The sequence below is a fragment of the Ketogulonicigenium robustum genome (assembly GCF_002117445.1).
Lineage (GTDB): Bacteria > Pseudomonadota > Alphaproteobacteria > Rhodobacterales > Rhodobacteraceae > Ketogulonicigenium > Ketogulonicigenium robustum.
Window position 1 is genome coordinate 25053 of sequence record NZ_CP019938.1, and the last position, 22682, is coordinate 47734.

Sequence of the window (22682 nt, forward strand, 5' to 3'; positions counted from 1 at the left end):
GTTAACCCTGTATGCGCGCCAAAGCGCCGAGGGACAGAAAGAACGATATGGCACGATATATTCAAAACACGCGGTGCGGTTTGTCGGCGGTGCGGTTGCTGCGTCAGACTGCGCTTTGCCTCTCGCTAGGGGCTGTGATGGGCGCGGCGGGATGGGGGCCGCTGGCGGTTGCGCCTGCGGTGGCGCAGACCGCCAGCTTTGCGATACCGGCGGGGGCGCTGCAGGATGCGCTGACGGGGTTCGGGCTGCAAAGCGGGTTGCAGCTTTTTTACGATGCCGCTTTGACGAACGGCCTGCAGACCGGCGGTGTGACGGGGCAGATGGCGGCGGGCAGCGCCTTGGCGCAGATTTTGGCGGGCACGGGTTTGACCTATCGGTTCAACGGGCCTGGTGCGGTTGTTTTGGTGCCGGTTGCCGCCGCGCAGGCGGGCGACAACCTTGTCTTGTCGCCGATCCGCATCGGGTGGGGCGAGGCGGGCGTCGCCGCGCCTTATTTCAACCCCGGGGCCAGCAGCCATGTCGCGCGAGAGGATATTCAGAATTTTCGCGGCTCGAACGCGGCGGATATGTTTCGCGGCACGGCGGGGGTGATGTCGGGCGATGCGCGCAATAGCGGTGCCGGTGTTGATGTGAACATTCGCGGGATGCAGGGTTTTGGCCGCGTGAACACCACCATCGACGGGGCTGAAAACGGCATTTCGGTGTATCAGGGCTATCAGGGCGCGGCGAACCGCACCTATGTCGACCCCGATCTGATTGCCGAGGTGGACGTGAACAAGGGGTCGGACGTGGCCTCGCGCGGGATTGCGGGGTCGGTCGCGATGCGCACCATCCGCGCCGACGATGTTTTGGGTGCGGGCGAGACGATGGGCTATCGCCTGAATGTCGAGCTGGGGGGCAACACCGCCAGCCCCGAGGACGGGGCTTTGGCCGGTTATGCATGGCCCACCGCCTATTGGCTGCCCGCTGTCGCCACCCCGTCGGCGCAGGGTATGGACCGGCCCAGTGGGCTGCGGGCGACGCAGGGATCGGTCAGCATCGCGGCGGCCGTGCGCCACGAGGATTTTGACTTGCTGCTGGCCTATGCCTTGCGCAAGCGCGGCAATTATTTTGCGGGGTCGGATGGTCCGGGGGCCAGTCCCCTTGATATCGGCAAGGTGGTCAGCTGCAATGCCAATAACTACTGCACCACGTGGGACCCCTACATCGAAAACACGGGCCTGACCAATTACCGCACAGGCGAGGAGGTGTTGAACACGCAGTTGGAGACCCAATCGCTGTTGATCAACGCCACGCGCTATTTCGGCCCCGATGCGACGCTGCAGTTGGGGTATAACGGCTATTTTTCGGAAAGCGGCGACAAGCTGGCGTCAAGCCTGACGACCGAGCGCAGCCAAGCCGTGCAGGCCAGCCGCACCACCGGCACGGATGTGCATACGATGACCAGTCGGTTTCGTTGGAACCCGGCTGGCAACGATATGATCGATTTGCGCGCCAATGCCTGGGTGACTTTGCTGGCACAGCGGCAGGTGTCGCGCAGTTTGAACGTGCCGTTGGCCGCGATGCAGGAACGCTATCGGATTGGCACTGACGCGCGGATGCGGGGGGCGGATATCAGCAATACCTCGAGCTGGGATGTGCGCGAGGGCGCGCTGTCGCTGAGCTATGGCCTGTCGTATTTGAACGAGCGGGTCGAGCCGAGTTTGTATGGGCGCGAGTTGAACAGCTTTGTCACCACGCAGGGCGAGCGGAGCGAAAATTCGGGGTTCGTGCGCGCCAGCTATGCGCCGCGCGACTGGCTGACGCTGAATGCGGGGCTGCGTTATACCTATGTCGATCTGCACGACGCGAGTGATTACAGCGGCTATTCGACCGCCTATTTCGACCGTGACCCCTACCGCAGCGGCGGCGGGTTCAGTCCGTCGTTTGGTGTGACGGTCGCGCCGTTCGAGAACACCCAAATTTACGCCAACTGGTCCAGCACGTTGCGCTATGCCAGCTTGTATGAAAGCGCGATGGTGTCGTCATTCACTTTGGCGCCGATTTCGGTCGACCCCGAGCGGGCCAATAACTGGGAAGTGGGCATCAACCACGTGCGCGAGGGGCTGTTCACCCCGAACGACACCGCCATGGTCAAGCTGAGCTATTTCAACTGGGATATCGAGGATTACATCGGGCGGCAGTATGTTTCGGTGCCGCAGCCCAATGGTGCGCGTTATACGGGCATGCAGGTGATGAACTTGGACAGCGCCCGTTTTGAGGGGGCCGAGCTGAGCGCGCGTTACGAGAACAGTGGGTTCAGCGCCGACTTTGCGGCCAGCTATTTCATCGACATGCAGTATTGTCTGACGGCGGGGGCCTGCGATTCCGCGACACTTTATTCCGATTTTGCCACGAACCATGTGCCGCCCAAGTTCACGCTGGATCTGACCGTGCAGCAAAAGCTGATGGATGATCGTTTGACGCTGGGCGGGCGCGTCTCGCGCGTGGGGCCGCGGGCGATTGACCATGGGCAGGTGACCGCGACGGGGATGTCGCAGTTCATTTCGCAGGTGAAGTGGGACCCCTATACGCTGGTCGATCTGTTTGCCAGCTACCGCCTGAACGACGATGTGACGCTGTCGTTCCGTGTCGAGAATGTGGCCGATAAGTATTACGTCGATCCGCTGGGGTTGGTAACGCAGCCTGGGCCGGGGCGGACGTTTTATGTGGGGCTGACCAATACCTTTGGGGCGGGCGGGGCGTTGCCGCGCGTGTTCTCGGGGGAGGTCAGCGACCGCAGTGGCGGGCGAGACTGGGCGGGCCTGTATGCGGGCGTTTATGGTGGCCGCAACTGGGCCGGTAACGCTACGCAATTTGCGGCGCTGGATGGGTCGACCACACCGATGACGCTGAACGAGGGTTTCGATCTGGCGTTCGACGCGCCGATGGCTGGTGTGCAGCTGGGCTATAACTGGCAGTTCGCCAACGGTTTCATTCTGGGCGTGCAGGGTGATTACGCCCGCCCCGACATGCGTTTGGATGTGACCAATCTGTCGGCCGAGGGTGATCTGGCGGGGACGGACGCGGTGGCGTCTGTTTATCACCAAGAGGTGGACTGGACGGCGGCGCTTAACCTGCGGGCAGGTTATGCGTTTGACAACGGCCTGCAGCTGTACGGTTTGGCGGGCGTCGCGCGCCAAGGCGAGACGTGGTACCGCGACAGTTACAAGGCTGATTATGCCGACCGCTACCTGCCGAACGGGACGACGACCACGCTGACGGAGATTGAGCAAATCTCGGTCTCGCGCAATGGATTGAATATCGGGCTGGGGATGGAATATGCGCTGAACGACAACTGGTCGATTTGGGCGCAGGTGAACCGCACCTTCTTCCGCAAGGCCGAGGGCGCGTTCCAGCACAGCCGCGAGGGGACGTCGCTGGGCTATACGAAAAGCGTGGCGGTGGGCACCGAGGAAGTTGTCATTCCTGCCAATCCACTGGCCTGCGAGCGGTTTGGTATTCGCTGCACCGAGACGGTGGCCGAGCAGACCATTTTCGAGCAGGTTCCCGTCGAAGGCAGTTATGAGCGGGTCACTGGCCGCGCGGCGCATAGCGAGATGACGAATGACAGCATTCGGCTGGGTGTCAGCTACCGGTTCTGAGCGCGCGGGGTGAAAAGAAAAGGGCGCGACCGGTGGTCGCGCCCTTTTGCCTTTAGCCTGCCGGGCCTAAAGGTTTGGGGTTGTTGTGATTTTCAGCCGAATGTCGCTGCTGGATTGCCCGATCGCCAGCGTGATTGGCCCCGCGGGCATCGCCCATGCGGCGGCTGCCGTGTCCCATTCGCGCAGGGCGGTGGGGGTCACGGTAAGGGCGATGTCGCGGCTTTCGTGGCTGTTCAGGGCGATTTTGGCGAAGGCCAGCAATTTGTGCGCACCGTCCGGCAGGACGCGGTAAATCTGCGCGACCTCGGACGTGGGGCGGGGGGCGGCGTTGTGTAGGTGCAGGCCGACCAGCAGGCCACCGTCGGGCGTAGTGGCGACGCGCGGCTGGCTGTAGCTGACATCGCCAAAGCCCAAGCCGTGGCCGAAGGGGAAGAGCGGGGTCAGCCCCAGCACGTCGAAGCGGCGCTGGCCGATGGTCGGGCCTTCGGAATAGGTGACGGTGCCGCTGCGTTCGGGGCGTTCGGTGACGGTGGTGATTTGATCGTCCGACGCGGGGAAGACCTGTGGCAAGCGCCCTGACGGTTCTTGCAGCCCAAGGATCACGTCGGCCAGCGCGTTGCCGCATTCTTGGCCCGGGTACCATTGGTGCAGCACGGCGGCGACATCATCGGCCCATGGCATCGACAGCGGGCAGCCGGCTTGCGTGACCACGATGGTGCGCGGGTTCGCCGCCGCGACCGCGCGGATCAGATCGTCCTGTCCGGGGGGCAGGGCGAGGGTGCGGCGATCCTCGGATTCGGTTTCCCATTCGGGGCTGAGGCCGGTGACGATAATGGCGACATCGGCATCTTGCGCCAAGGCAACGGCGACCGCCGGATCGCCAAGGGCGGACGTGGCGCGCAGGCCAAAGCGGATGGCTTTCAGCGAGGTGGCAATGCCGTCGCCGCAGAAATACTCGGCCCGCAATTCATAGGTTTGGCCAGCGGTTAGCATCACCGTGCCGCGCCGTTCATCGCAGCCGTGGCCGAAGTAACTTTCGCCCTTGGCCCATGTATCCCAAGCATCAAGGATTTCGGCGTCGTCGAGATAGAGTTTGGAGAGGCCTGCCGACATCAGTCCGATTTCATGGGCGCCCGACTGCGTCGCGGTAAAGCGGACGCTGACACGCGCAGCAAAGGCTGAATGGTCGATTTCGGGGGCGACGGCACCAAACCATGCGAAATCGGTGCTGGCCGCCTGTTGGATCAGTGTCGGCGTGCCGCTGCGGTCTTCGCCGTTGAACAGTTCCAGCGTGACGTCGCCAATGACAGCGGGAACGAAGCGTTCGGCGGCACGGCCAAGGGCGGTGTCGATTTGCACATCGGGCAGCGCGGCCTGCAAACCGGCCAGCGGCGTGATGGCATAATGGGCATTGATCTGCGCCGAACCGCCGCCGTGGATGACCGCGACGGTCGCGTTCGGCCCGATCAGCGCGATGCGGCGCAATTTGGTCGGATCCAGCGGCAGGATGTTGTTTTTATTGGTCAGCAGCACCGTCGATTCCGCGATTGTGCGGCGGATCAGGGCGCGGGTAGCGGGGCGGTCTTGCGCGGTTTCGGCGGACAGATCGTCATCAAGCGATGTTCCAAGACGCTGGCCCATGGCGATGATACGGCCCGCAGATGTGCGGATGTCGGCGGGATCGACGCGGCCTTCGCGCGCGGCAGCGGCCAGTTTTTCACCGCGGAAGCGCCCCGGGCCGGGCATTTCCAGATCGAGGCCTGCAGAGATCGCAGCCTCGGTCGAGTGGGTGCCGAGCCAGTCGGACATGACGATGCCGTCAAAGCCCCATTCATCGCGCAGGATGGTTTGCAGCAGCCACGGGTTTTCGGATGTATGCGTGCCGTTCAGCCAGTTGTAGGAGGTCATCACGCAGGTGACTTTGGCCTCGCGGACGGCGGCCTCGAACGGGGGCAGATAGGTTTCGCGCAGGGTTTTTTCGTCGATGGCCGAGTTGATCGAGCGGCGCTCGGTCTCGCATTCGTTGCCGATGAAATGTTTGATGGTTGCGCCCACCCCCTGCGACTGGACGCCCTGAATGAAGGCCACCGCCATGCGCGCGGCAAGGTGTGGGTCTTCCGAGAAATTCTCGAAATTGCGGCCATTCAGCGGGTTGCGGTGCATGTTCACCGCAGGGGCAAGGATGATGTGGGCTTTCTTGGCCTTCACCTCGGCGGCCAGATCAATGCCAATCTCGTGCACCAGATCGGTGTTCCAAGTGGCGGCAAGGGCGACCTCGGCGGGGTAGGCGGCGGTGCGGCTACCGTTTGTAAACGCCTCGCCACGCGCGCCGTTGGTGCCGTCGGTCACTTTGATCGCGGGCAGGCCGACGCGCGGGATTTCGGTGGTGCGCCAATAGGTTGCACCGGCAAGCAGGCTAACCTGCTCGTCCAAAGTCAGTTGGTCGAGCAGCGAATTTTGGGCGTCTTGGGTCATGGCTCAGTTCGTTTTGGCGCGCAGCGAACGGGCAAGCGCAAAGCTGACAAAGAAGGAAAGGGCGAGGGTGCTGAACAGCAGAACAAAGGCCAGTGCTGCACCAAAGGGCCAGTTGCCGACCCGCACGAACTGGTCGTAGACGGCAGGCGCCAGCATGCGAAAGCTGGGGCCGCCGAGCAGAACAGGCGTCGCATAGGCGTTCATCGCCATGATGAAGACAAGCACCGACCCGGCCAGCACCCCCGGTGCCGCTTGCGGCAGCAGCACGCGGCGCAGCACCGTCAGCGGGCGCGCGCCAAGGTTGGCGGCAGCTTCTTCGGTTTGGCGCGGTACGGATTCGATCACCGAGGCCAGTGTCAGGATCATATAGGGCAGCACCACCGCAGCCGTGCCGAGGATGACGGCGAGCGGGGTGTAGAGCAGTTGGAACGGCCCAAGGCCGAAGAGGCCGAAGAAGGCGTTGATCACGCCGTCGGTGTTCAGCAGCGCCATCCAGCCTGCCGCGCGCACCACATTGCCGACCAGCAGCGGGAACAGCGTCAGGATCATGAAGGCGGACTTCCAGCGGCTCTCCATACGCGCCAGCCAATAGGCCGGCGCGATGGCAAGGGCGAGGCACAAAAGCGTGCATCCCAGTGCGACGCCGACCGTGATCAAAAGGATCTTTTGATAGAACGGGTCGGCGATCGCGTTCAGATAGTTCTGTCCCGTCAGGGCCGATACCATCAGCTCGGTCGGGCTGTATTGGTTCAGCGAAATGCGAAACAGCCCTGCCATTGGCATGACAAGCAGCATCAGCACCAAAAGTGTTGCGGGAAGAACCAGTAGGGGCATGATTAGCCTTTGAACTCGCGCGTCCAGAAGTCGAAGATATCGGCTTGGTTGGCGCTGAAATATGCGTTGTCGATCGCCTTAAGGTTGGCCTGCTGTTCGGGGGTCAGCTGCACCTGTGCGGCGATTTCGGGCGGCAGGACGGCGTTCGTGACCGAGGGCAGGTAGCCGATGCTGTCAAGGAAGCCGAGCTGCGAGTCAGGCTCGAGCGCCGCGTTCAGATAGGCATAGGCGCCTTCCTTGTTCGGGGCGTTTTTCGGCACGGCGAATTCGAACGTGACGGGGATCGCGCCTTCGGACGGGATCGCCCAGTCAAGGTTCAGGCCAGCCTTGCGCCAGCCGAAGCCGCGCGCGACGTAGTTCAGCGTGATCCAGATTTCTTCCGATTGGAAGGCGGCGGCGATGGATTCGTTCGTCGGCAGGATTTTGGCTTGCTGTTCGTTTTTCAGCGCCAGCAGCTTTTCGCGGCCGGGCGTGTAGTCCGACATGCTGCCGCCTGCGGCCAGCGAGGCTGCCGCCGAGGTTGCGACATAAAGCACGTCCGAAATGCCGACCTTGCCCTTGTATTCGGGGTTCCAGAGGTCGTTATACGAGGTGGGGGGCGTCGTGATTTTCGCGGGGTTGTAGACGATCGCGATATACGAGAACAGCTGCGGCACCGCGTAGGGTTTGCGCAGGGCGGGGATGACGTTCGCGATATTGGGGACCTTGGTTTCGTCCAGATCCTCGAGCACGCCCAGCTGCGCCATCGGATACATATCAAGGTCGGCCAGCAGGCCCACGTCGAAGCTGGCTTCGCGGCGGTTACGCTCGGTGCGCAGTTTGGTTTGGCGCGCCTCGGTCGTCGAGACGTCTTGCAGGACTTCGTAGCCGGCGGGGATCATGACGCGTTCGTCGACGATGCGGCGCAGCAGTTCGGCGTAATCGCCGCCGAGGATCGAGGCAACGATGCGGCCCTTTTCGGCCGCCGATGCGCCTTTGGGCAGGCCGGTGATGCCAAGAACGCCGGCCATGGCGCCAAGGGCCATCAATTCGCGGCGGGTAAAGGTTGTGTTGGACATTATTGCTTCCCTGTGATGTCTAACGTTTTGTTTATGCGTTGGTTCCGGCCAGAAGGCGGGCTTGGCAAACATCCCAGTCCAGCCCGATCTGATCGCCGATAGCAGCCCCTGCCAACGGGGTGCGCGTCGAGGCAAAGAGCGTGGTGCCATCGACGTTCACGGCGTATTCGGTTTGCGCGCCCAGATAGGTGATGCGCGTTATAGTGCCCGTCGCCTTGCCCGTTTGCATGGGCGCGAGGGTGATATGTTCGGGACGCAGCGCCAGCACGGTGCCCATTGTGTCGGGTGCGCAGGCCAAGCTTGCGCCGCTGTTCGCGCGGAAGGTGCCGGGCGCGGTCACGGCCCCCTCGACCAGATTGCAGCGGCCGATGAAGCCGGCCACGAAGACGTTCGCGGGGCTTTCATATAGATCGGTGGGCGTGCCCTGCTGCTGGATGATACCGGCTTCCATCACGACCATTTTGTCGGCCATGATCAGGGCTTCTTCTTGATCGTGGGTGACCATCAGCGTGGTCAGGCCCAGGCGCTGTTGTAGGGCGCGGATTTCGTGCTGCACCTCGGCCCGCAGTTTAGCGTCGAGGTTCGAGAGCGGCTCGTCCAGCAACAGGATCGAGGGGTTCACCGCCAGCGCGCGGGCCAGTGCAACGCGCTGCTGCTGGCCGCCCGACAGCTGTTTGGGCAGGCGGTCGGCAAGGTGGCCCAGCTGCACCATCTCGAGCGCGTTTTTGATGCGCGCGTCGCGGTCGGATTTGCCGATCTTGCGCATTTCCAGACCAAAGCCGACGTTGGCGGCGACCGTCATATGCGGGAACAGCGCGTAGGATTGGAACACCATCGCCGTGTCGCGTTGGTGGGGCGGCAGCATGGTAATGTCCTTGCCGCCAAGGTCGATCTTGCCAGATGTGGGCGTAATAAAGCCCGCAACCATGCGCAAAGTAGTGGTTTTCCCGCACCCCGACGGGCCAAGCAGGGCGACCATTTCCCCTTCGGCAACATCCAGATCAAGGCCGCGGACGACCTCGGTTTCGCCGTAGCGCTTGACGAGGGATTGAATTTTGAGGCTGGCCATGACGCGTAATTTCCTGCTGGGCGGCCTTAGAAGGCGCGGGCGATTTTGACGTAGCGGTCGGTGATCAGCATCAGTGCCGCGATCAGAATGATCTGCAACGTGCCGACAGCCGCGAGGGTCGGGTCGATTTTGAATTCGAGGTAGTTCAGCATGGCGACCGGCAGGGTAATTTTGCCCGGCCCGATCAATAGCAACGAGAGCTCTAGATTCTCGAAGCTTTGGATGAACGAGAACATCGCCCCCGCGATAATCCCGGATTTCAGCATCGGCAGCGTGACACGCCAAAACACGGTCAGGGGGCCGGCACCAAGGTTGCGGGCGGCTTCCTCGACGCTGGTGTCAAGGCCTTCCATGCTGGCCAGCACAAGGCGGACCGTCCACGGGATAGTCAGCAGGATATGCGCCGCGATCAACCCCGATGATGTGCCCACGATGTTGCGGTCAAGAATGAACTCGGCATTGATGTAAAAGATATAAAGCGCAGTGCCCATGATGATCGAAGGCACGGCGAGCGGCCCCAGCAACAGCCCCGAGATAGCCTTGCGCCCCGCAAACGTACCGCGATGGATGGCATAGGCGGCGGCGGTTCCGGCGGGAACGCCGATCGCTGTGGCGATCAGCGCCAGCTTCAGGCTTTCAATCAGACCCGCCGTGAATTCGCTGCGGGCCCACGCATTTGCAAACCATTTCAGCGTCAGCCCACTAGGGGGAAACTGGATGATCGGGTCGGCAAAAAAGCTGATGACCACCACTGCGACCACGGGTGCCAGCATGAAGACATAGGCTAGAACGACCAGTGCGGCGAATAGGACTTGCGGCAGAGAGCGTGTCACTTTCATATGGCCCCTGATGGCCATGGGGTGAAATTCACGCAGATCATGGCTGATTCCTAGAATGATGACGTCATCATTTACACATGATGACGTCATCATCAACGAATAACTGAGAGGTTCGATGTCCGAACGGCGCCTTCCGACGATGGGTGATGTGGCCAAGATGGCGGGGGTTTCCCCTGCGACGGTCGCCCGTGTGCTGTATGAACCTGAAAAAGTTGGCGAAGCGCGGCGGGCCAAGGTGCAGGCGGCGTTGGATGCGACGGGCTATAAACCCAACGTGGTGGCGCGGGGGCTGCGCACCAGCCGTAGCTGGAAAATTGGGCTAATTATCGTAGACGGGCGTTTGAACCCGTATTTCGTGAACCTCAGCCAAGCGATCCGGTTGGAGGCGATGGCGCAAGGTTACACGGTTTTGACCTTTCAATATGGTTCGGTCAACGAGCCGGTCGCCGATTCGGTGGCACAATTGATTCAGCACCGCGTGGATGCCGTGATCTTTGCCTATGCGCTGCGTCCCGAAGACATTGCCCCGCTGCAGGCCGCGAATATTCCGGTCGTGCAGGTCGAGCAGGAGGCCGTCGGTGGCACCGATGTGGTGATATGCGGGCCGCAGGCGGGTATTTCCGATGCGGTGGCGCATTTGGTTGCGCTGGGGCATCGGCGGATTGCATTTATGGGGGGTGACCCCGCGGCCTATCTGCGCCCCCGTGTCAGCGGCCAGACGATGGAGGAGGAGCGCCTCTCCGCCTTTCGCGCCGCTGTGGCGCAGCATGGCGCGGATGCCGACCATTCGCTGGAGGTTCTGGGACGCTATTTTAGCACAACGGGCGAAGATCCGGCCAAGGAAGGGCGGGTGATGATGCAGAAAATCCTGGATATGCCCGCGCCGCCGACGGCGATCCTCGCCTCCTCCGATATGCTGGTTGCGGGTATTTTGCAGGTGTTGAGCGCGCGGGGATTGCGCGTGCCACAGGATTTTTCGGTCATCGGGTTTGATGATTCCATCGCGCCGTTGCTTGCCCCGGCCGTATCGTCGATCGGGCGGCCGCTGGGGGATGTGGCCAAGGCTGCGATTGCCTGTGTTATGGGGGCGATTGATGATTCGCCCCACCGCCCGCTGCGCCATGTGTTCCCCACCGAATTGCGGCTGCGGGATTCAACTGCGCCGCTGGCGGGTGCCGCGCGGCCCCTTAGCGCAGCGAAAGCGTGATATTGGGGTGCTGGTTGAACAGCTCGACCAGAATCTGGAAATAGGTTTGGCCGCTGCCATCTAGCAAGGCGGCCAGTTGCCGCGCGGCGGGGCCGGGGGCGTAGACGTCGGGGCGGGCGATTTTGGCGCGCAGCCAGCCTTCGGTCGCGGCGCGGCCCAAGTCGGTTTCACTTTTGGCGCTATCTGTCCAGATCAGCGTATGGGGGCCGTCCGGCTGCTCGGCTAGTCGGCCGTAGCCGCCGTAAAGCATGTCGTCGAGGGCGTCCAAGCTGTCGCCCAAGGCCCAATCCGCGGCCCCGGTCATGAACAGCGCGTTGATCTGCCGGTAAAAGCCGGGGATGTCGTCGAAGCTGCGCCCGTCTAGGGTGAAGGTTGCCATTTGTATCAGGGATCGGGGTTGCGGGCGGCGCGGCGGGGTTCGCCCTCGGTGATCTCTCGCTGCCATTCGCGCCAGATCGAGATCAACAGCGCCATCAGCACGGGGCCGACGAACAGTCCGACGATGCCCATGGTTTTGATGCCGCCGATCAGGCCGAAGAAGGTGGGCAGGAACGGAAGTCGCACCGGCCCGCCAACCAGCCACGGACGGATGGTTTTGTCGACGATGAACAGCTCGACCGCGCCCCAGATGAACAGGGCAAGGCCCGCGATGGGCGAGCCAGACGCCACGAGGTAGAGCGAGATGAGCGAGAACGACAGCGGCGCGCCCCCGGGGATCAGCGCCAGAAGGCCGGTGATCAAGCCGAATGTCGCAGGTGACGGCACGCCCGCCAGCCAGTAGGCGATGCCCAGAACGATACCCTCGCCGATGGCGATCAGGGTCATGCCGGTGACGGTTGAACTGATGGTCATGGGAGCGACGCGCGACAGGCGGTCCCAGCGGTCGGGCAGGATGCGGCGGCCGACGCGGTCGATTTGCGCCACGATATGGTCGCCATCGTGGAAGAACACGAACAGCGCCACCAGCATGAACACCAGATTAAGGAACAGGTGGAAGGCCGAATAGCCCGTCGACAGCGCCCAGCGGTAGATATTGCCGATGTTCGAGCCGCTGAAGAGTTGAACCAGTTGCCCGAGGTTGCCGGGCTGGCCGAGCGCCTCTTGCCAGCGTTCGTCGATGGCGGGGCCGACATAGGGTAGGTCGGCCAGCCACTGCGGGGTGGGCGCGCCGGTGGCGTTTATGGTGATCATCCAGTTGATCCACTCGCGCGATTCGTGAATCGTGTAGAGGATTGCCAGCAGGATGGGCAGGACGATGAAGCACACCAGCGTCAGCACCAGCAGCGTGGCCGCCAGCAGGCTGTTCATGCGGTAGACCAGATGTTGGCGCAGCGGCCATGCGGCGAATGCGATGATCGTCGCCGCCAGCACAGGCACGATAAACCCGTGGAAAAAATAGACCGATGCGGCCAGCAGCGCCAGCAGAAGCCAGCGGACGGCCGCCTGATCGGTGATCAGCGGGCGGCGGGCGTGGCGGTCAGCGGCGCTGAGCGGGGCCGACGTGTCGGGCGTTTGGCCTGTTGGCTCGGGGCCTGTGGGGGGCAGGGTTTGCGTCATGGGCCGGGCCGATCATTTGGTTGGTCTTTGGGGCAGGCTATAGTGTTCGCGCGGCGGGGGCTAGGGTTGGTGCGTCGCTGTTGGGCACGCGGGCGGCTGATGTGGGGAATTAGTCGCTGATCAGGCCGTTTTGGTGCAGTTCCCGCAGGATATCGGTTGCTGGCGTGATGTTCACCAAAGCCCCGCCGCTGGCGCGGGCAAGGCTTTGCAAGGCGCGAGTTTCAGCCGTAGCGGCGGCCATATAGGCGTCGCGCATGGCGGGGGTGATGTCGAGGGTGATCTGCGCGCCGGTTTCGGCGTCGATCAGGGTGGCGGGGCCGAGGGGCGGGGCGTCTTCGGACGGGGCGGGCAGGCGCAGCGCGATCAGCGGGCGGGTTTGCACCAGTGGTTGCAGCTGCGCGCGGGCGGCAGGGTCTTGCCAGTCGCTGATCACCACCAACAGGCCCGGGCCGCTAAGCGCGGCCGCTGCGCTGCGCAGCGTTTGGGAAAACGGGCGGTGGCGGGGTTTGGTGTCGGCCAACCAACTAAGCATGGCCGCCGTGTTGTGCGCCCCTGCAAACCGCGCGGTTGTGCCGCCAAAGTGCACATCCAGCCGGTCGCCACCGGCCAGCGTCAGCGCGCCCACAAGCGCGGCGGTGTGCAGCGCGCGGGCGGGGCGACCTGTCATTGTGGCCATGGATACGCTGTCGTCGCAGATCAGTGTGACGGCAAGGCGTTGGTCGGCGGCATATTCGCGCAGCGTGGGTCTGCCCGCGCGCGCGGTGGCGCGGGCATCCAGCGCGCGGGGGTCGTCGCCGGTGCGGAAGGGACGCAGGCCCGCAAATTCCAGACCCGCGCCGATCCGCGCGGCGGGGCGTTCACCCGCGCCTGCCGCCGCCTCGGCGGGGGTTGTCAGGCGCAAGGTGGTGATCTGGTCGCGCAGGTTGGCGGCAAGAAGCGGCGTCATGTGCGGGCGGGTAAGGCGGCGTGCAGCGTGTCAAACAGCTGCAGGGCGAGGGTTTCGGGGACGATCCCCTCGGCCCGTCCGTCGAAGTTGCATTGCAGGCGGTGGCGGGTGATCGGGGCGATGACGGCGCGGATGTCTTGCGGCGACAGGTGGCTGCGCCCCGCCAGCAGCGCGCGGGCACGGGCGGCGGCCAGCAGCGCCTGTGCGCCGCGCGGGCTAAGGCCGCTACGCAGGTATTGCCGCAGCTTGGCCCCCGCCGCGCGGGGCGTGACGTCGGCATCGGGCTGGGTGGCGACGGTGAATTCGGCGATCAGTTGCAGCAGTTGGGGTGCGACGGGGATGGTGCGGGCCTGCTGTTGCAGGGCGATAATGTCGGCGGCATCCATTTGCGCGGTGGTGGTGATGCTGGTCACCGCCTCGGCCAAGATGCGCGTCAGGGTCGCCGCGTCGGGGTAGCGCACATCGAGACGGAAGAGGAAACGGTCGAGCTGCGCCTCGGGGAGGGGATAGGTGCCGTCGTTCTCGATGGGGTTTTGGGTGGCGAGGACGAAAAACGGGCGGGGCAGTGCCATCGTATGCCCGCCAGCGGTGACGGTGTGTTCCTGCATCGCCTCGAGCAGGGCCGACTGGGTGCGGGGGGTGGCGCGGTTGATTTCATCGGCAAGCAGCAGCTGGGTGAAAATTGGGCCGCGCTGGAAGGTCAGCGTGTCGCCCTGCAGGGTCATGCTGCCGGTGATGTCGGCGGGCATCAGGTCGGGGGTGAACTGCACGCGGGCGAACGACAGATCGCTGGCCGCCGCTATCGCCTTGACCATCATGGTTTTTCCGGCGCCGGGGGGGCCTTGCAGTAGCACGTGGCCGCCGGCAAGGATGGCGGTCAACAGGTCGGCGATCAGCCCCTCTTGCCCGAGGACGGTGGCTTCGATCTGCTGGCGTGCGGCGTCGAGTTTGGCGCTGAGGTTTGAGGTGTCGGTCATGGTGCGGGCTTTCTGAAGGTGGGGCGCCAGCGGCTGCGCAGCGGCAGGATCAGCCACAGCAGCACCAGCGCAAGCAGCGTGGCGCCAATCAGCGCGGGGCCGAGGGCGAACGGGGTGCCCGCGCGGGGCGCAACCGTGGGGAGGGTGGCGATAAAGGCGGTGATGGCGGCGGTTTGATGGTCTGCATTCAGCGCGGCGCTGTAGCGCAGCGGCAGCTGGATTGTGCTGTCGCCCCACGTGAACGGCATGGGGTTTGGCGCGCCGGCGGGGGGGATGATGCGGGTGGTGCCCGCGGGGCCCGTCAGGTCGATCCGGTCGCCGGTTTGGGTGATGGTGATGGCGTCAGGCGGGGTTGGGGCCAGTTGGCGCAGCGTGCGGCCGAGCAGCGCGGGCGTCAGCCCTTGGGTGTGCCAGCCCGCCGTCCACGCGGCGGCGGTGCTGCCGGTGGCCGCTGTGGCCAGCGCCGCGACCTGCCCCGCGCCCACCCGCCAATGCGCGAGGAGCGGCGCGGGGTCATCCCCCGCGCGGTCGGCCAGCCACAGCGCAGTAGCCTCGGGTTTCAGCGAGGTTTGGGCGAAGCCGGTAATGGGGTGCGGGGGCGGCAGGGCGCCGAGGAAATCGGTGGCGGCAGGGGTGGTGATGACGGGGAAGGTGCCTTCCTCGACCACATCGCCCATCAGCATGATGGCTTCTTGCGCTAGGATTGAGGGCAGGGCGTCGAAATCGGCGGTATTGAAGAAGCGGCCATTGCCAAGGGCGGCGATGTCGGCCGCGATGTTGGTTTCGGATGTCGAGCCGAGCGCGATGGCCGAGACGGTGACCCCTTCGGCGGCGGCGCGCGCCAGCAGGCCGGGGAAATCGGCAGGTTCGCTCATCCCGTCGGTCATGACGACGATGTGGCGCGCGCCTGCGGTCGATCCGGCCAGTTGGTCCAACCCGAGGCTGAGGCCGGGGTAGATGTTCGTCCCGCCCCCGGGCTGCATTTGGGCCAGCACTTGCGTGATGGTGGCCGCGTCCGGCACCGTGCCAAGGGGCAGCAGCACCTCGGCGTCCGAACCGAAGGTGACGATGCCGATTTGGCCGTGCGTCGGGTCGATCAGGTCGGCGGCGGCGGCCACAGCCATACGGGCGATTTCGATCCGCGTGCGGTCGCCGACGGCGCCCGTCATGCTGCCCGAGCGGTCGAGCACGAAGGTGATCGCCACGTCGGGCGCGTCATGCGGTAGGCGTGCCGACAGCGGTGACAGGGTTTCGAGGGGCGTTTCAAGGTAACCGCCGCCCGCGAAGCTGTCGGGGCCGCCCAGCAGAAACAGGCCCACCTTGCCCGCCTGCACCTGATCGTGCAGCAAGTCCATTTGGCGGGTTTGCAGAGCGATGGCGGGGGTGTTGGCCAGCACGGCGATGTCGTATTTTTCCCAGTCAACCGGACGTATCGGCATGCGCCCGGGGCTGAGGGGGATGGCATCGAATCCTTGGTCGCGCAGCGCGGCGGCCAGCGTGTCGCGGGGCGCTTCCTCGGGCGAGAAGACGGCGACGCGCGGGGCGGGCGCGACGGTGCGCGCCAGCAGCAGGGTGTTGTTCGCGGGCTGCGGGTCGCCTGTGGCCGCAAGGGTCGCGCGCAGCAGCGCGAGGCCGGGGGTGTCGAACGTGGTTGGCAGGTCGACACGGTTCAGCCCCGCCGTCAACGAAACGGGGGTAGAGGCGACGGCCGCGCCATTCAGGTCGAGGGTCAGCGTGCCCTCGGTGGCGGATGGTGCGTCTATCATCACCGTTAGCAGCAAGGTGTCGCCGGTGCGGATGGCGGTGGGCAGATCGAGCTGGGTCAGCGCGGTGTCGCCGTTGGCGCGCTGCGGCGGGGCGGCGGTAATGCGGATGCCTTGGGCGGCCAGTGTTTGCAGGGTGGGCGCAAGGCTGGCCAGCGGGGCGGTGGTTTCCAGTTGCAGCGCGGCGGTGTTGCGCGTGGCGGCCAGTTGCAGGGGCAGCGCGGGGTCGTGCCGTGCGGGCAGCGTGATGGCGGGGGTGTTGGGCGGCGTGACTGCGCTGTCCGTGACCATCACAGTACCGCGCGGGGCGGGCAAGCTGATCGCCGGGTTGGCGGCGGCCAGCGCCAGCGCTGCAACGGCGGCACTGCGCGCGGCGCGTTGCGCAGGTGTGCTGCCCCGCCAGCTGAGGGCCGTTTCAGCCAGTAGCGTCGCAACGGCAGCGGCCAGCATCCATAGGGCCAGGCTGACAGGCAGGGCTGGCATAGAGGTAGCGGCGGGCGCGGCGGGGGCGATGGGTGCGGGGGTGTCGGCCGGTTGCGGCGCGAGTTCGACCGTGCGTGCCGCCGGTTCGTGTCCCAGCCAATGCGCCAGCCGCGCGGCCAGCAGGATCGGCAGGGTCTCGGCCTGATTGCTGGCGGCGGGGTCGAACCCGAGGCGTAGGTGCTGCGGGCCGATGGCCAGCAGCGCCCCCGTGTCGGTTTGGACGAGGGGGATTTCGTCCGCTGCGGGGGCGAAGGGTGTGGCTGTGTCGAGCTGTAATCCGGCCCAATCGAGACCGGCGGTCAAAGGGTGGTTGGTGTCCCATGTGCGGGGGGCGATGGGCTGGGACGCCGGGGTGTCGTCCACGCGCAGAGTGAAGCTGGCATCGGCGTTTGACTGGAAGCCGGCGGCGGCGAAGGCTCGTTCCAACGCGGGCGCGGCGCCGGTCATGTTCAGCGGGATGGGCTGCACGGGGCGAAAGGTGAATGTAGTCGGTAGGCTGGCTGCCGTCTGCAGGCGCAGGGTGCTGGCGGTGTGCTGCGGCAGATCGTGCAGCGTGGCGCTGAAGGCACCCTTTTCATCGGCGGTGAGGGTGAAGGCCGTCGCCCCCGCGCCATCATCGGGGGTGAGCGTTGCGGTGATCTCGTCGGACGTGGGCGGTGTAAGGGTGCCGGTTATGTCCCAGCTGCCGTCGTCGTTTGGCGTCAGCGTCGCGCGGATGACGGGCGCGATTTGCGCGGCTGGCAGCGGCCAGATGTGGGGGCCGGACGCGTCTGCGCCGATCAGCAGGGGGGCCGCATCGCCCAGCTGTGCGGCCAGCGCTCGGGCCGCGTCCCAGTCGGGGGTAAGGAAGGGCGTATGAGGAGCGGGCAAATCCCACGGGTGGGGCGCTGCGCTGTGGGTATCGGGGTGGGTGGTCGTGATCAGCGTCGGGCGGGCGCTGGCGGGCAGGATGTCGCGCAGGGTTTGCAGAGCATTCTGGGCCGCGGCGGCGTCGCTTTGGCCGGATGTGTCAAGGATGATCGTATGGCGATCGCCGCTGTGCAGCGTGATGTCTGGCGACCAGACTGGCCGCGCCAGCGCGAATGCGAGGGCCAGAATTGTGAACATCTGCAGTAAGATGCGCATATTGATGCGCGGCGCGCCCCAGCGCGGGACGGATTGCGTGGTCGCCACCGCCAGCGACTGCCAGAGCGCGGTGCTGGCGATGGTGCGGCGGGGGTATTGGCCGCGCCGTAGGAATGGCGGCAGCGCGGCGAGCAGCGCAAGGCAAAGGGCGAGCGGGCTGAGGAACATCATTGCGGCGTGGCCCCATCGCGCGAGAGGACGCGGGCGAGCAGCGCGGCGTCGCCTGTGCGCGGCGCGGCGCGGGTCAGCGGCGGCGTGCCAAGGCGGGGCCAGTGCGGCAGCGGGCCTGCGGTCACGTCGTGGTAAGCGGTTGTGGCGGCGCGCTCGGCCTCGGTCAGGTAGCGGATCGGGCGGTTTTCAGGAAGGATGCCGTTGTAGGTCAGGAAGGCCTCTTGCAGGGTCGGGCGGGCTGTGGGCGGCGCGGCGGCCTCGCCTTGCTGGGGGATCGCCCCGTCGCTGCCGCTGGTGGCGGACAGACTGTCTTGGCGGGGGCTATCGCCCGCCCCGCTGGTGTCGATGGCTTGGCCAGCCTTGGGCGTGCCGATTTGCAGGCTGGGCGGGATGAAATTGGCGGTGCCTGCGGTGTCGGACGTGCGGGTGTCGCCCTGTGCCGGTGTGGCATCGGCGGGGTCAGGCAGGGTATCGACCTGCATCGCGGCCGAGGGGCGCTGGGTTTTTGGCTCTGCCGTCTGGTCGTTGCGGGCGGCGAGCCCTTCGGTGATGCGGGCGGCGGCGCGGTGGTTCGGCGCGGGCGCATCGGCCGAGAAGGTGGTTTCGCGGGCGATATAGGCCAGCAGCGCATCCGACAGGGTCGCGCCCGATGCCGTGGCGCGGGGCGTGTTGGTCAGGCGTGGTGCAGCCGTGGCGGCGGGCGCCGGCGTGTTGAGCGTGGGCGTAGTGCTAGCGCTTTGGTGCGCGGCGCTGCGATTTTGGGCGGCGGGGCCGTTGGGGGGTGGCGGCACAGTGGGCTGGTCGTCCGCGGGTGCGGTTCCGAGGGGCGCTGGTTGGCTGGCGGTGTTGGTGGGCAGCACCGGCAGGCGCTGCGTCTGCGGCACAAGCGCGGCGGTTGCGGTAGCCCCGATGGCGATGACGGCCCAGAGGGCCGTGGTGCGGTAAAGCGGGGCCATCAGCGGGCCGCGCGCGATATGCGGGGCGAGGGCGGCAAGGTCGGCGCGCAGCGCGGGGGTATCGTGCGCGAGGGCGGTCGTCAGTGCCGCGTGGCCTGCATAGGGGGGCGGGAGGGTCGCGTCAGCGCGCAGCGCCAGCGTTGCAAGGTTAGGTGCGCGGCGCAGCAAAATCGCAGCGGCAGCCCCGCCGATGGCGAGTGCGCCCGCAACGGCGAGGGTGGCCGGCCCGGTTGCTGCTAGCACGGCTGCGCCTGCGGCTACACCTGCCAACGCGGCGATGGTCAGGCGCAAGCGGCGATCTTGTGCCCGCAGCGGGGCCAGCAGATTGGCGGTTGTGTGCTGCGTGGTTGCAGACGCCGTGGCCATATCAGAAGTGGCGGATCGTGAAGCGACCGATGGGCAGCATCGCGGGCAGCAGCAGGGTGATCTCGCGGAGATCGGGCGTGGGGGCGAGGAAATCGGCTGTCCATTCGCCCACAACTTCGCGGCCGGTTCCGCCCGAATGGGGGCGCAGTTCCAGGCGGTCGGGCATGGCATAGACGCCGCCGTTCGAGATCACGCCGTAGTCGCGGTCGCCAGCCTTGAGGTAGACCTCGGCAATGATCTGGCTAGGGGTCAGGGCGTCGTAAATAACCTCGCCTTGGTAGGTCGCATCCATCGCGGTGAAGCGGGCGGTCACGCGCAGCACGTCGTCTTGGACACGCGCCGAGGTGACTTCGGCCAAGGCCCCTTTGGGTGTCAGCGTCACGCGTTCGTGGATTTGGGCTTGGGCTGCGGCGGGCAGCAGGCCTGCGGCCAGCGTTCCCAGCAGGAAGCTGCGGCGGGGCAGTCGGATTGTCATCTTGTGGCCTGTCATGCGGCAAAAGGCGAGGCCCCGCGCAGTGCGGGGCCTCGTTCGTCTGGATTAGTTTGCAGCGACTTCTTCGATGCCCATGGCTGCCATTGCGCCATGGAAGATGTCGGTGTTGTCGACCCAGATCTGGGCGGCTTCGTCGACGCCGTAGCGGGCAAGGCCGGCTTCGGCTGCGGCGTTGGTGCGGAAGTATTCCGAACCTGCGCCGTGGGCGAACAGCGGAACCAGCTCGCGGGTGTGGGTGTCGCTGTGCCAGCGCACCAGCGGCATCGCGCCTTGGCCCTGGTTGACGATCGGCTGGTAGGCGATCGTGTCGGACTGCGGGCCGGCCAGCAGGCCGTTACCGTGGTCGGTGGTCACGATGATCAGCGTTTCGTCCCAGTTCGAGTTGGCCTCGACCCACTTCACGGCGGTCTCGATCGCCATGTTGAAGTCGATTTGCTCTTCGATCAGGCGCGGCAGGTTGTTTGCGTGGGCAGCCCAGTCAACAGCGCCGCCTTCGACCATCAGGAAGAAGCCGTCTTCGTCTTTGGCGAGCACGTTCAGCGCGGCGGCCGTCAGCGTCGGCAGGCTGGGTGAGTTTTCGAGGAGGTCGCCGAAGCCGACGCCCGGGCGGTTGAACTGCAGCGTCGCGTTGTTCTGCACAAGGCCGAGGATCTTGTCGCCGGTCATCTCGAAGGTGCCGTTGGCCAGCGCTTCGAAGTCTTCGCGGGTTTCGATGAACTGGTAGTCGGTCTCACCAGCGGTCAGGCGGGCGAAAGTGTCGCGGCCGCCGATGTAGCGGAAGGCGCCGTCAGCGGGTTCGGCAACGGGTTTGCCAGCGGCGTCGAACATCGGGTGGCCGGTGCCCAGCACGACGGTGGCGAGGCCGCTGTCGACGATTTCGGTGCCGATGGCGACATAGTCGTTACGGCTGACATTGTGGGCCAGATAGCCTGCGGGCGTCGCGTGGCTGATTTGAACCGACGACACCACGCCAAGCGCACGGCCCGATTCAACGGCATATTCGCCGATGTGGCGCAGCGATTCGCCGTTGTTCGACCAGTTGATCGAGTTGTTGTAGGTCTTTTGGCCCGAGGCCAGCGCGGTCGCTGCGGCGGCCGAGTCGGTGTAATCGGCACGGGCATAGTCGTAGCCCGAGAAGTAGCCGGCGTAGTTGCCAAGGGCGCCTTCATAAACGGTGTCGACAGCGGTGTCGGTCCACAATTCGGTCGGGTCGAAGGTGACCGAACCTTCGTCGCTAAAGGTCGGCTCGGACGAGGTGTTCAGCGGATGCGTGGCCATATAGGCCTTCAGGTCAAAGCCGTCGTAGGCCTCGTGGCCCAATGCGCCGTGGCGGTAGTAGCTGGCGGCATTCCAGCTTTCGGGGCCGGCACCGTCAGTGATCAGAACGATGATGTTTTTCGCGTGGTCTTGGGCAAGTGCGGGCGCGACAAGTGCGGAGGAGGCCAGCAGGGCAAGAGCGGCGAGCTTGAGGGATTTCATAGGTCTTCCTTTGTTTGTCCATGATGGAGGGAGGCCATCTGCGGGGCAAACTGACGGGATTCGTTGTCACAAAAGTGACAGAATCATCACGGGATTGTAAAAATCCCTACATGCCGCCGGGAAAAAAACCTGATTATCTCGTGGGATGCTTGTCTTTTTGTTTTGGGGTAGATGTGAAAAGCCCCGCCGAGGGCGGGGCTTTGGGTTATTGCGGTTGGACTTTGACGTTGACCGAAAGGCCCGGCACCAGAGATTCGGCGCGGGGCTGGTTGGGGTCGATCGTTATGCGCACCGGCACGCGCTGCGGGATTTTGGTAAAGTTGCCGGTGGCGTTGGTGCCAGAGACAAGACTGAATTCCGACGCGGTGGCGGGCGAGAACCCCTCGATCCGGCCGGTGAAGGTTTGCCCCGCCAGCGCATCGACCGAGAATTTCACCGGTTGGCCGATGGAAAGGCTGTTCATGGCGCCTTCGTTGAAGTTGGCGACCAGCCAGACGTCTTCGCCCACATGCGAGACCAGCGCGGTGCCGGGCGATACATACTGCCCCACACGCACCGAGACCTGCCCGAGGTGGCCATCTGACGGCGCGTGAATTTCGGTATTTGCAAGGTCGAGGCGGGCCAGTTCGACGGCGGCGGTTGCAGTGTCGATTTGGGCCTGCGCGCTGGCGATTTGGGCGCGGGCATTGGCAATTTGTTCACGTTGCACGTCGCGGCTGGCCTGGGCCTGGGTTTGGGTCGACAGGGCGTTTTGCAGTTGCAGCGCGGCTTGTTCGGTGGCCGATGTGGTGGTGACGCCCCGCTCCAGCAGGCCCGATGCGCGGTCGTTGGCGGATTGGGCGGTTGCGACCGACAGGTTTGCAGCAACAACGGCGGCTTCATTCGCGCCCAAGGTCGCCTCGGCCGAGCGGACGTTTTGTTCGGCGACGTGCATTGCGGCTTCAGCGGATGCGAGGCCCGCTTCGGCTTGGGCCAGCTTTTGCTGATAGATGCGGTCATCGATGACGGCGATGACATCGCCTGCGTGGACTTCTTGGAAGTCTTGCACGCGGACTTCGCGGATATAGCCCGACAGCTGCGGCGACAGCGTGGTCACCCGCCCGCGTAGGTAGGCGTTTTCGGTGGTGGGCAGCGCCGATGCGAAGGGCGGCAGGTGCCATGCAAACAGCACCAGCAGCACGCCGGCGACCCCGACGGTGCCGACAAGCAGGGTCGACAGGAAGGTTGAGCGGTTCATTTC

General features: G+C 65.2%; 16 protein-coding genes. 2 read left to right on the top strand and 14 right to left on the bottom strand.

Annotated elements, in window-relative coordinates; translation table 11 throughout:
- Positions 1 to 47: 47 nt before the first annotated feature.
- Complete coding sequence (locus tag BVG79_RS12305; RefSeq protein ID WP_236951478.1) at positions 48 to 3644, top strand: TonB-dependent receptor domain-containing protein; 3597 nt, start codon at positions 48 to 50, stop codon at positions 3642 to 3644.
- 66 nt (positions 3645 to 3710) lie between these two features.
- Here BVG79_RS12305 and BVG79_RS12310 read toward each other — a convergent pair whose 3' ends face one another.
- Genes BVG79_RS12310 through BVG79_RS12330 form a run of 5 tightly spaced genes read right to left on the bottom strand, consistent with a single transcriptional unit; the run spans position 3711 to position 9919 of the window.
- On the bottom strand, positions 3711 to 6119 hold the full coding sequence (locus tag BVG79_RS12310; RefSeq protein WP_085787416.1) for a glycoside hydrolase family 3 protein: 2409 nt from the start codon (positions 6117 to 6119) through the stop codon (positions 3711 to 3713).
- 3 nt (positions 6120 to 6122) lie between these two features.
- The gene (locus BVG79_RS12315) at positions 6123 to 6953 is read right to left on the bottom strand and encodes an ABC transporter permease (RefSeq protein ID WP_085787417.1); all 831 of its coding nucleotides are present in this window, start codon (positions 6951 to 6953) and stop codon (positions 6123 to 6125) included.
- Positions 6954 to 6955: 2 nt separating this feature from the next.
- Positions 6956 to 8011 carry an ABC transporter substrate-binding protein gene (locus BVG79_RS12320; RefSeq protein WP_085787418.1) on the bottom strand — a complete coding sequence of 352 codons (1056 nt, stop codon included), beginning with the start codon at positions 8009 to 8011 and terminating at the stop codon, positions 6956 to 6958.
- A 31-nt stretch (positions 8012 to 8042) separates the two neighbouring features.
- Entirely contained in the window at positions 8043 to 9080 is a 1038-nt protein-coding gene (locus tag BVG79_RS12325) for an ABC transporter ATP-binding protein (RefSeq protein WP_085787419.1), read from the bottom strand.
- A gap of 26 nt (positions 9081 to 9106) precedes the next feature.
- The gene (locus BVG79_RS12330; protein WP_085787420.1) at positions 9107 to 9919 is read right to left on the bottom strand and encodes an ABC transporter permease; all 813 of its coding nucleotides are present in this window, start codon (positions 9917 to 9919) and stop codon (positions 9107 to 9109) included.
- A 115-nt stretch (positions 9920 to 10034) separates the two neighbouring features.
- On the opposite strand from BVG79_RS12330, the gene BVG79_RS12335 reads away from it, so the two are divergent.
- Positions 10035 to 11126: a LacI family DNA-binding transcriptional regulator gene (locus BVG79_RS12335; RefSeq protein ID WP_236951479.1), complete on the top strand. Its 1092-nt coding sequence runs from the start codon at positions 10035 to 10037 to the stop codon at positions 11124 to 11126.
- Here the strand turns inward: BVG79_RS12335 and BVG79_RS12340 are convergent.
- The 9 genes from BVG79_RS12340 to BVG79_RS12380 form a co-directional block, all read right to left on the bottom strand.
- A complete protein-coding gene (locus tag BVG79_RS12340; RefSeq protein ID WP_085787422.1) occupies positions 11107 to 11505 on the bottom strand; it encodes a barstar family protein in 399 nt (132 codons plus the stop codon). The two genes, BVG79_RS12335 and BVG79_RS12340, sit on opposite strands and share 20 nt — an antisense overlap.
- A gap of 5 nt (positions 11506 to 11510) precedes the next feature.
- Positions 11511 to 12683: an AI-2E family transporter gene (locus BVG79_RS12345; RefSeq protein ID WP_085787423.1), complete on the bottom strand. Its 1173-nt coding sequence runs from the start codon at positions 12681 to 12683 to the stop codon at positions 11511 to 11513.
- A gap of 109 nt (positions 12684 to 12792) precedes the next feature.
- Positions 12793 to 13629 carry a DUF58 domain-containing protein gene (locus tag BVG79_RS12350; protein ID WP_085787424.1) on the bottom strand — a complete coding sequence of 279 codons (837 nt, stop codon included), beginning with the start codon at positions 13627 to 13629 and terminating at the stop codon, positions 12793 to 12795.
- The gene (locus BVG79_RS12355; protein ID WP_085787425.1) at positions 13626 to 14606 is read right to left on the bottom strand and encodes an AAA family ATPase; all 981 of its coding nucleotides are present in this window, start codon (positions 14604 to 14606) and stop codon (positions 13626 to 13628) included. The genes BVG79_RS12350 and BVG79_RS12355 overlap by 4 nt, the downstream gene beginning before the upstream one ends.
- Complete coding sequence (locus tag BVG79_RS12360; RefSeq protein ID WP_085787426.1) at positions 14603 to 18148, bottom strand: vWA domain-containing protein; 3546 nt, start codon at positions 18146 to 18148, stop codon at positions 14603 to 14605. The genes BVG79_RS12355 and BVG79_RS12360 overlap by 4 nt, the downstream gene beginning before the upstream one ends.
- The gene (locus BVG79_RS12365; RefSeq protein WP_085787427.1) at positions 18145 to 19470 is read right to left on the bottom strand and encodes a hypothetical protein; all 1326 of its coding nucleotides are present in this window, start codon (positions 19468 to 19470) and stop codon (positions 18145 to 18147) included. Before BVG79_RS12365 ends, BVG79_RS12360 begins: the two co-directional genes overlap by 4 nt.
- 1 nt (position 19471) lies before the next feature.
- Positions 19472 to 19945: a hypothetical protein gene (locus BVG79_RS12370; protein WP_085787580.1), complete on the bottom strand. Its 474-nt coding sequence runs from the start codon at positions 19943 to 19945 to the stop codon at positions 19472 to 19474.
- Positions 19946 to 20008: 63 nt separating this feature from the next.
- Complete coding sequence (locus BVG79_RS12375) at positions 20009 to 21442, bottom strand: alkaline phosphatase (protein WP_085787428.1); 1434 nt, start codon at positions 21440 to 21442, stop codon at positions 20009 to 20011.
- A gap of 205 nt (positions 21443 to 21647) precedes the next feature.
- The gene (locus BVG79_RS12380) at positions 21648 to 22679 is read right to left on the bottom strand and encodes an HlyD family secretion protein (protein WP_085787429.1); all 1032 of its coding nucleotides are present in this window, start codon (positions 22677 to 22679) and stop codon (positions 21648 to 21650) included.
- Between the last annotated feature and the right edge of the window lie 3 nt (positions 22680 to 22682).

Coding starts and splice junctions, on each gene's coding strand:
- BVG79_RS12355 (WP_085787425.1), bottom strand. CDS start 14,606: ATGACCGACACCTCAAACCTCAGCGCCAAACTCGACGCCGCACGCCAG.
- BVG79_RS12370 (WP_085787580.1), bottom strand. CDS start 19,945: ATGACAATCCGACTGCCCCGCCGCAGCTTCCTGCTGGGAACGCTGGCC.
- BVG79_RS12350 (WP_085787424.1), bottom strand. CDS start 13,629: ATGACGCCGCTTCTTGCCGCCAACCTGCGCGACCAGATCACCACCTTG.
- BVG79_RS12360 (WP_085787426.1), bottom strand. CDS start 18,148: ATGATGTTCCTCAGCCCGCTCGCCCTTTGCCTTGCGCTGCTCGCCGCG.
- BVG79_RS12330 (WP_085787420.1), bottom strand. CDS start 9,919: ATGAAAGTGACACGCTCTCTGCCGCAAGTCCTATTCGCCGCACTGGTC.
- BVG79_RS12340 (WP_085787422.1), bottom strand. CDS start 11,505: ATGGCAACCTTCACCCTAGACGGGCGCAGCTTCGACGACATCCCCGGC.
- BVG79_RS12375 (WP_085787428.1), bottom strand. CDS start 21,442: ATGAAATCCCTCAAGCTCGCCGCTCTTGCCCTGCTGGCCTCCTCCGCA.
- BVG79_RS12380 (WP_085787429.1), bottom strand. CDS start 22,679: ATGAACCGCTCAACCTTCCTGTCGACCCTGCTTGTCGGCACCGTCGGG.
- BVG79_RS12325 (WP_085787419.1), bottom strand. CDS start 9,080: ATGGCCAGCCTCAAAATTCAATCCCTCGTCAAGCGCTACGGCGAAACC.
- BVG79_RS12335 (WP_236951479.1), top strand. CDS start 10,035: ATGTCCGAACGGCGCCTTCCGACGATGGGTGATGTGGCCAAGATGGCG.
- BVG79_RS12320 (WP_085787418.1), bottom strand. CDS start 8,011: ATGTCCAACACAACCTTTACCCGCCGCGAATTGATGGCCCTTGGCGCC.
- BVG79_RS12310 (WP_085787416.1), bottom strand. CDS start 6,119: ATGACCCAAGACGCCCAAAATTCGCTGCTCGACCAACTGACTTTGGAC.
- BVG79_RS12365 (WP_085787427.1), bottom strand. CDS start 19,470: ATGGCCACGGCGTCTGCAACCACGCAGCACACAACCGCCAATCTGCTG.
- BVG79_RS12345 (WP_085787423.1), bottom strand. CDS start 12,683: ATGACGCAAACCCTGCCCCCCACAGGCCCCGAGCCAACAGGCCAAACG.
- BVG79_RS12315 (WP_085787417.1), bottom strand. CDS start 6,953: ATGCCCCTACTGGTTCTTCCCGCAACACTTTTGGTGCTGATGCTGCTT.
- BVG79_RS12305 (WP_236951478.1), top strand. CDS start 48: ATGGCACGATATATTCAAAACACGCGGTGCGGTTTGTCGGCGGTGCGG.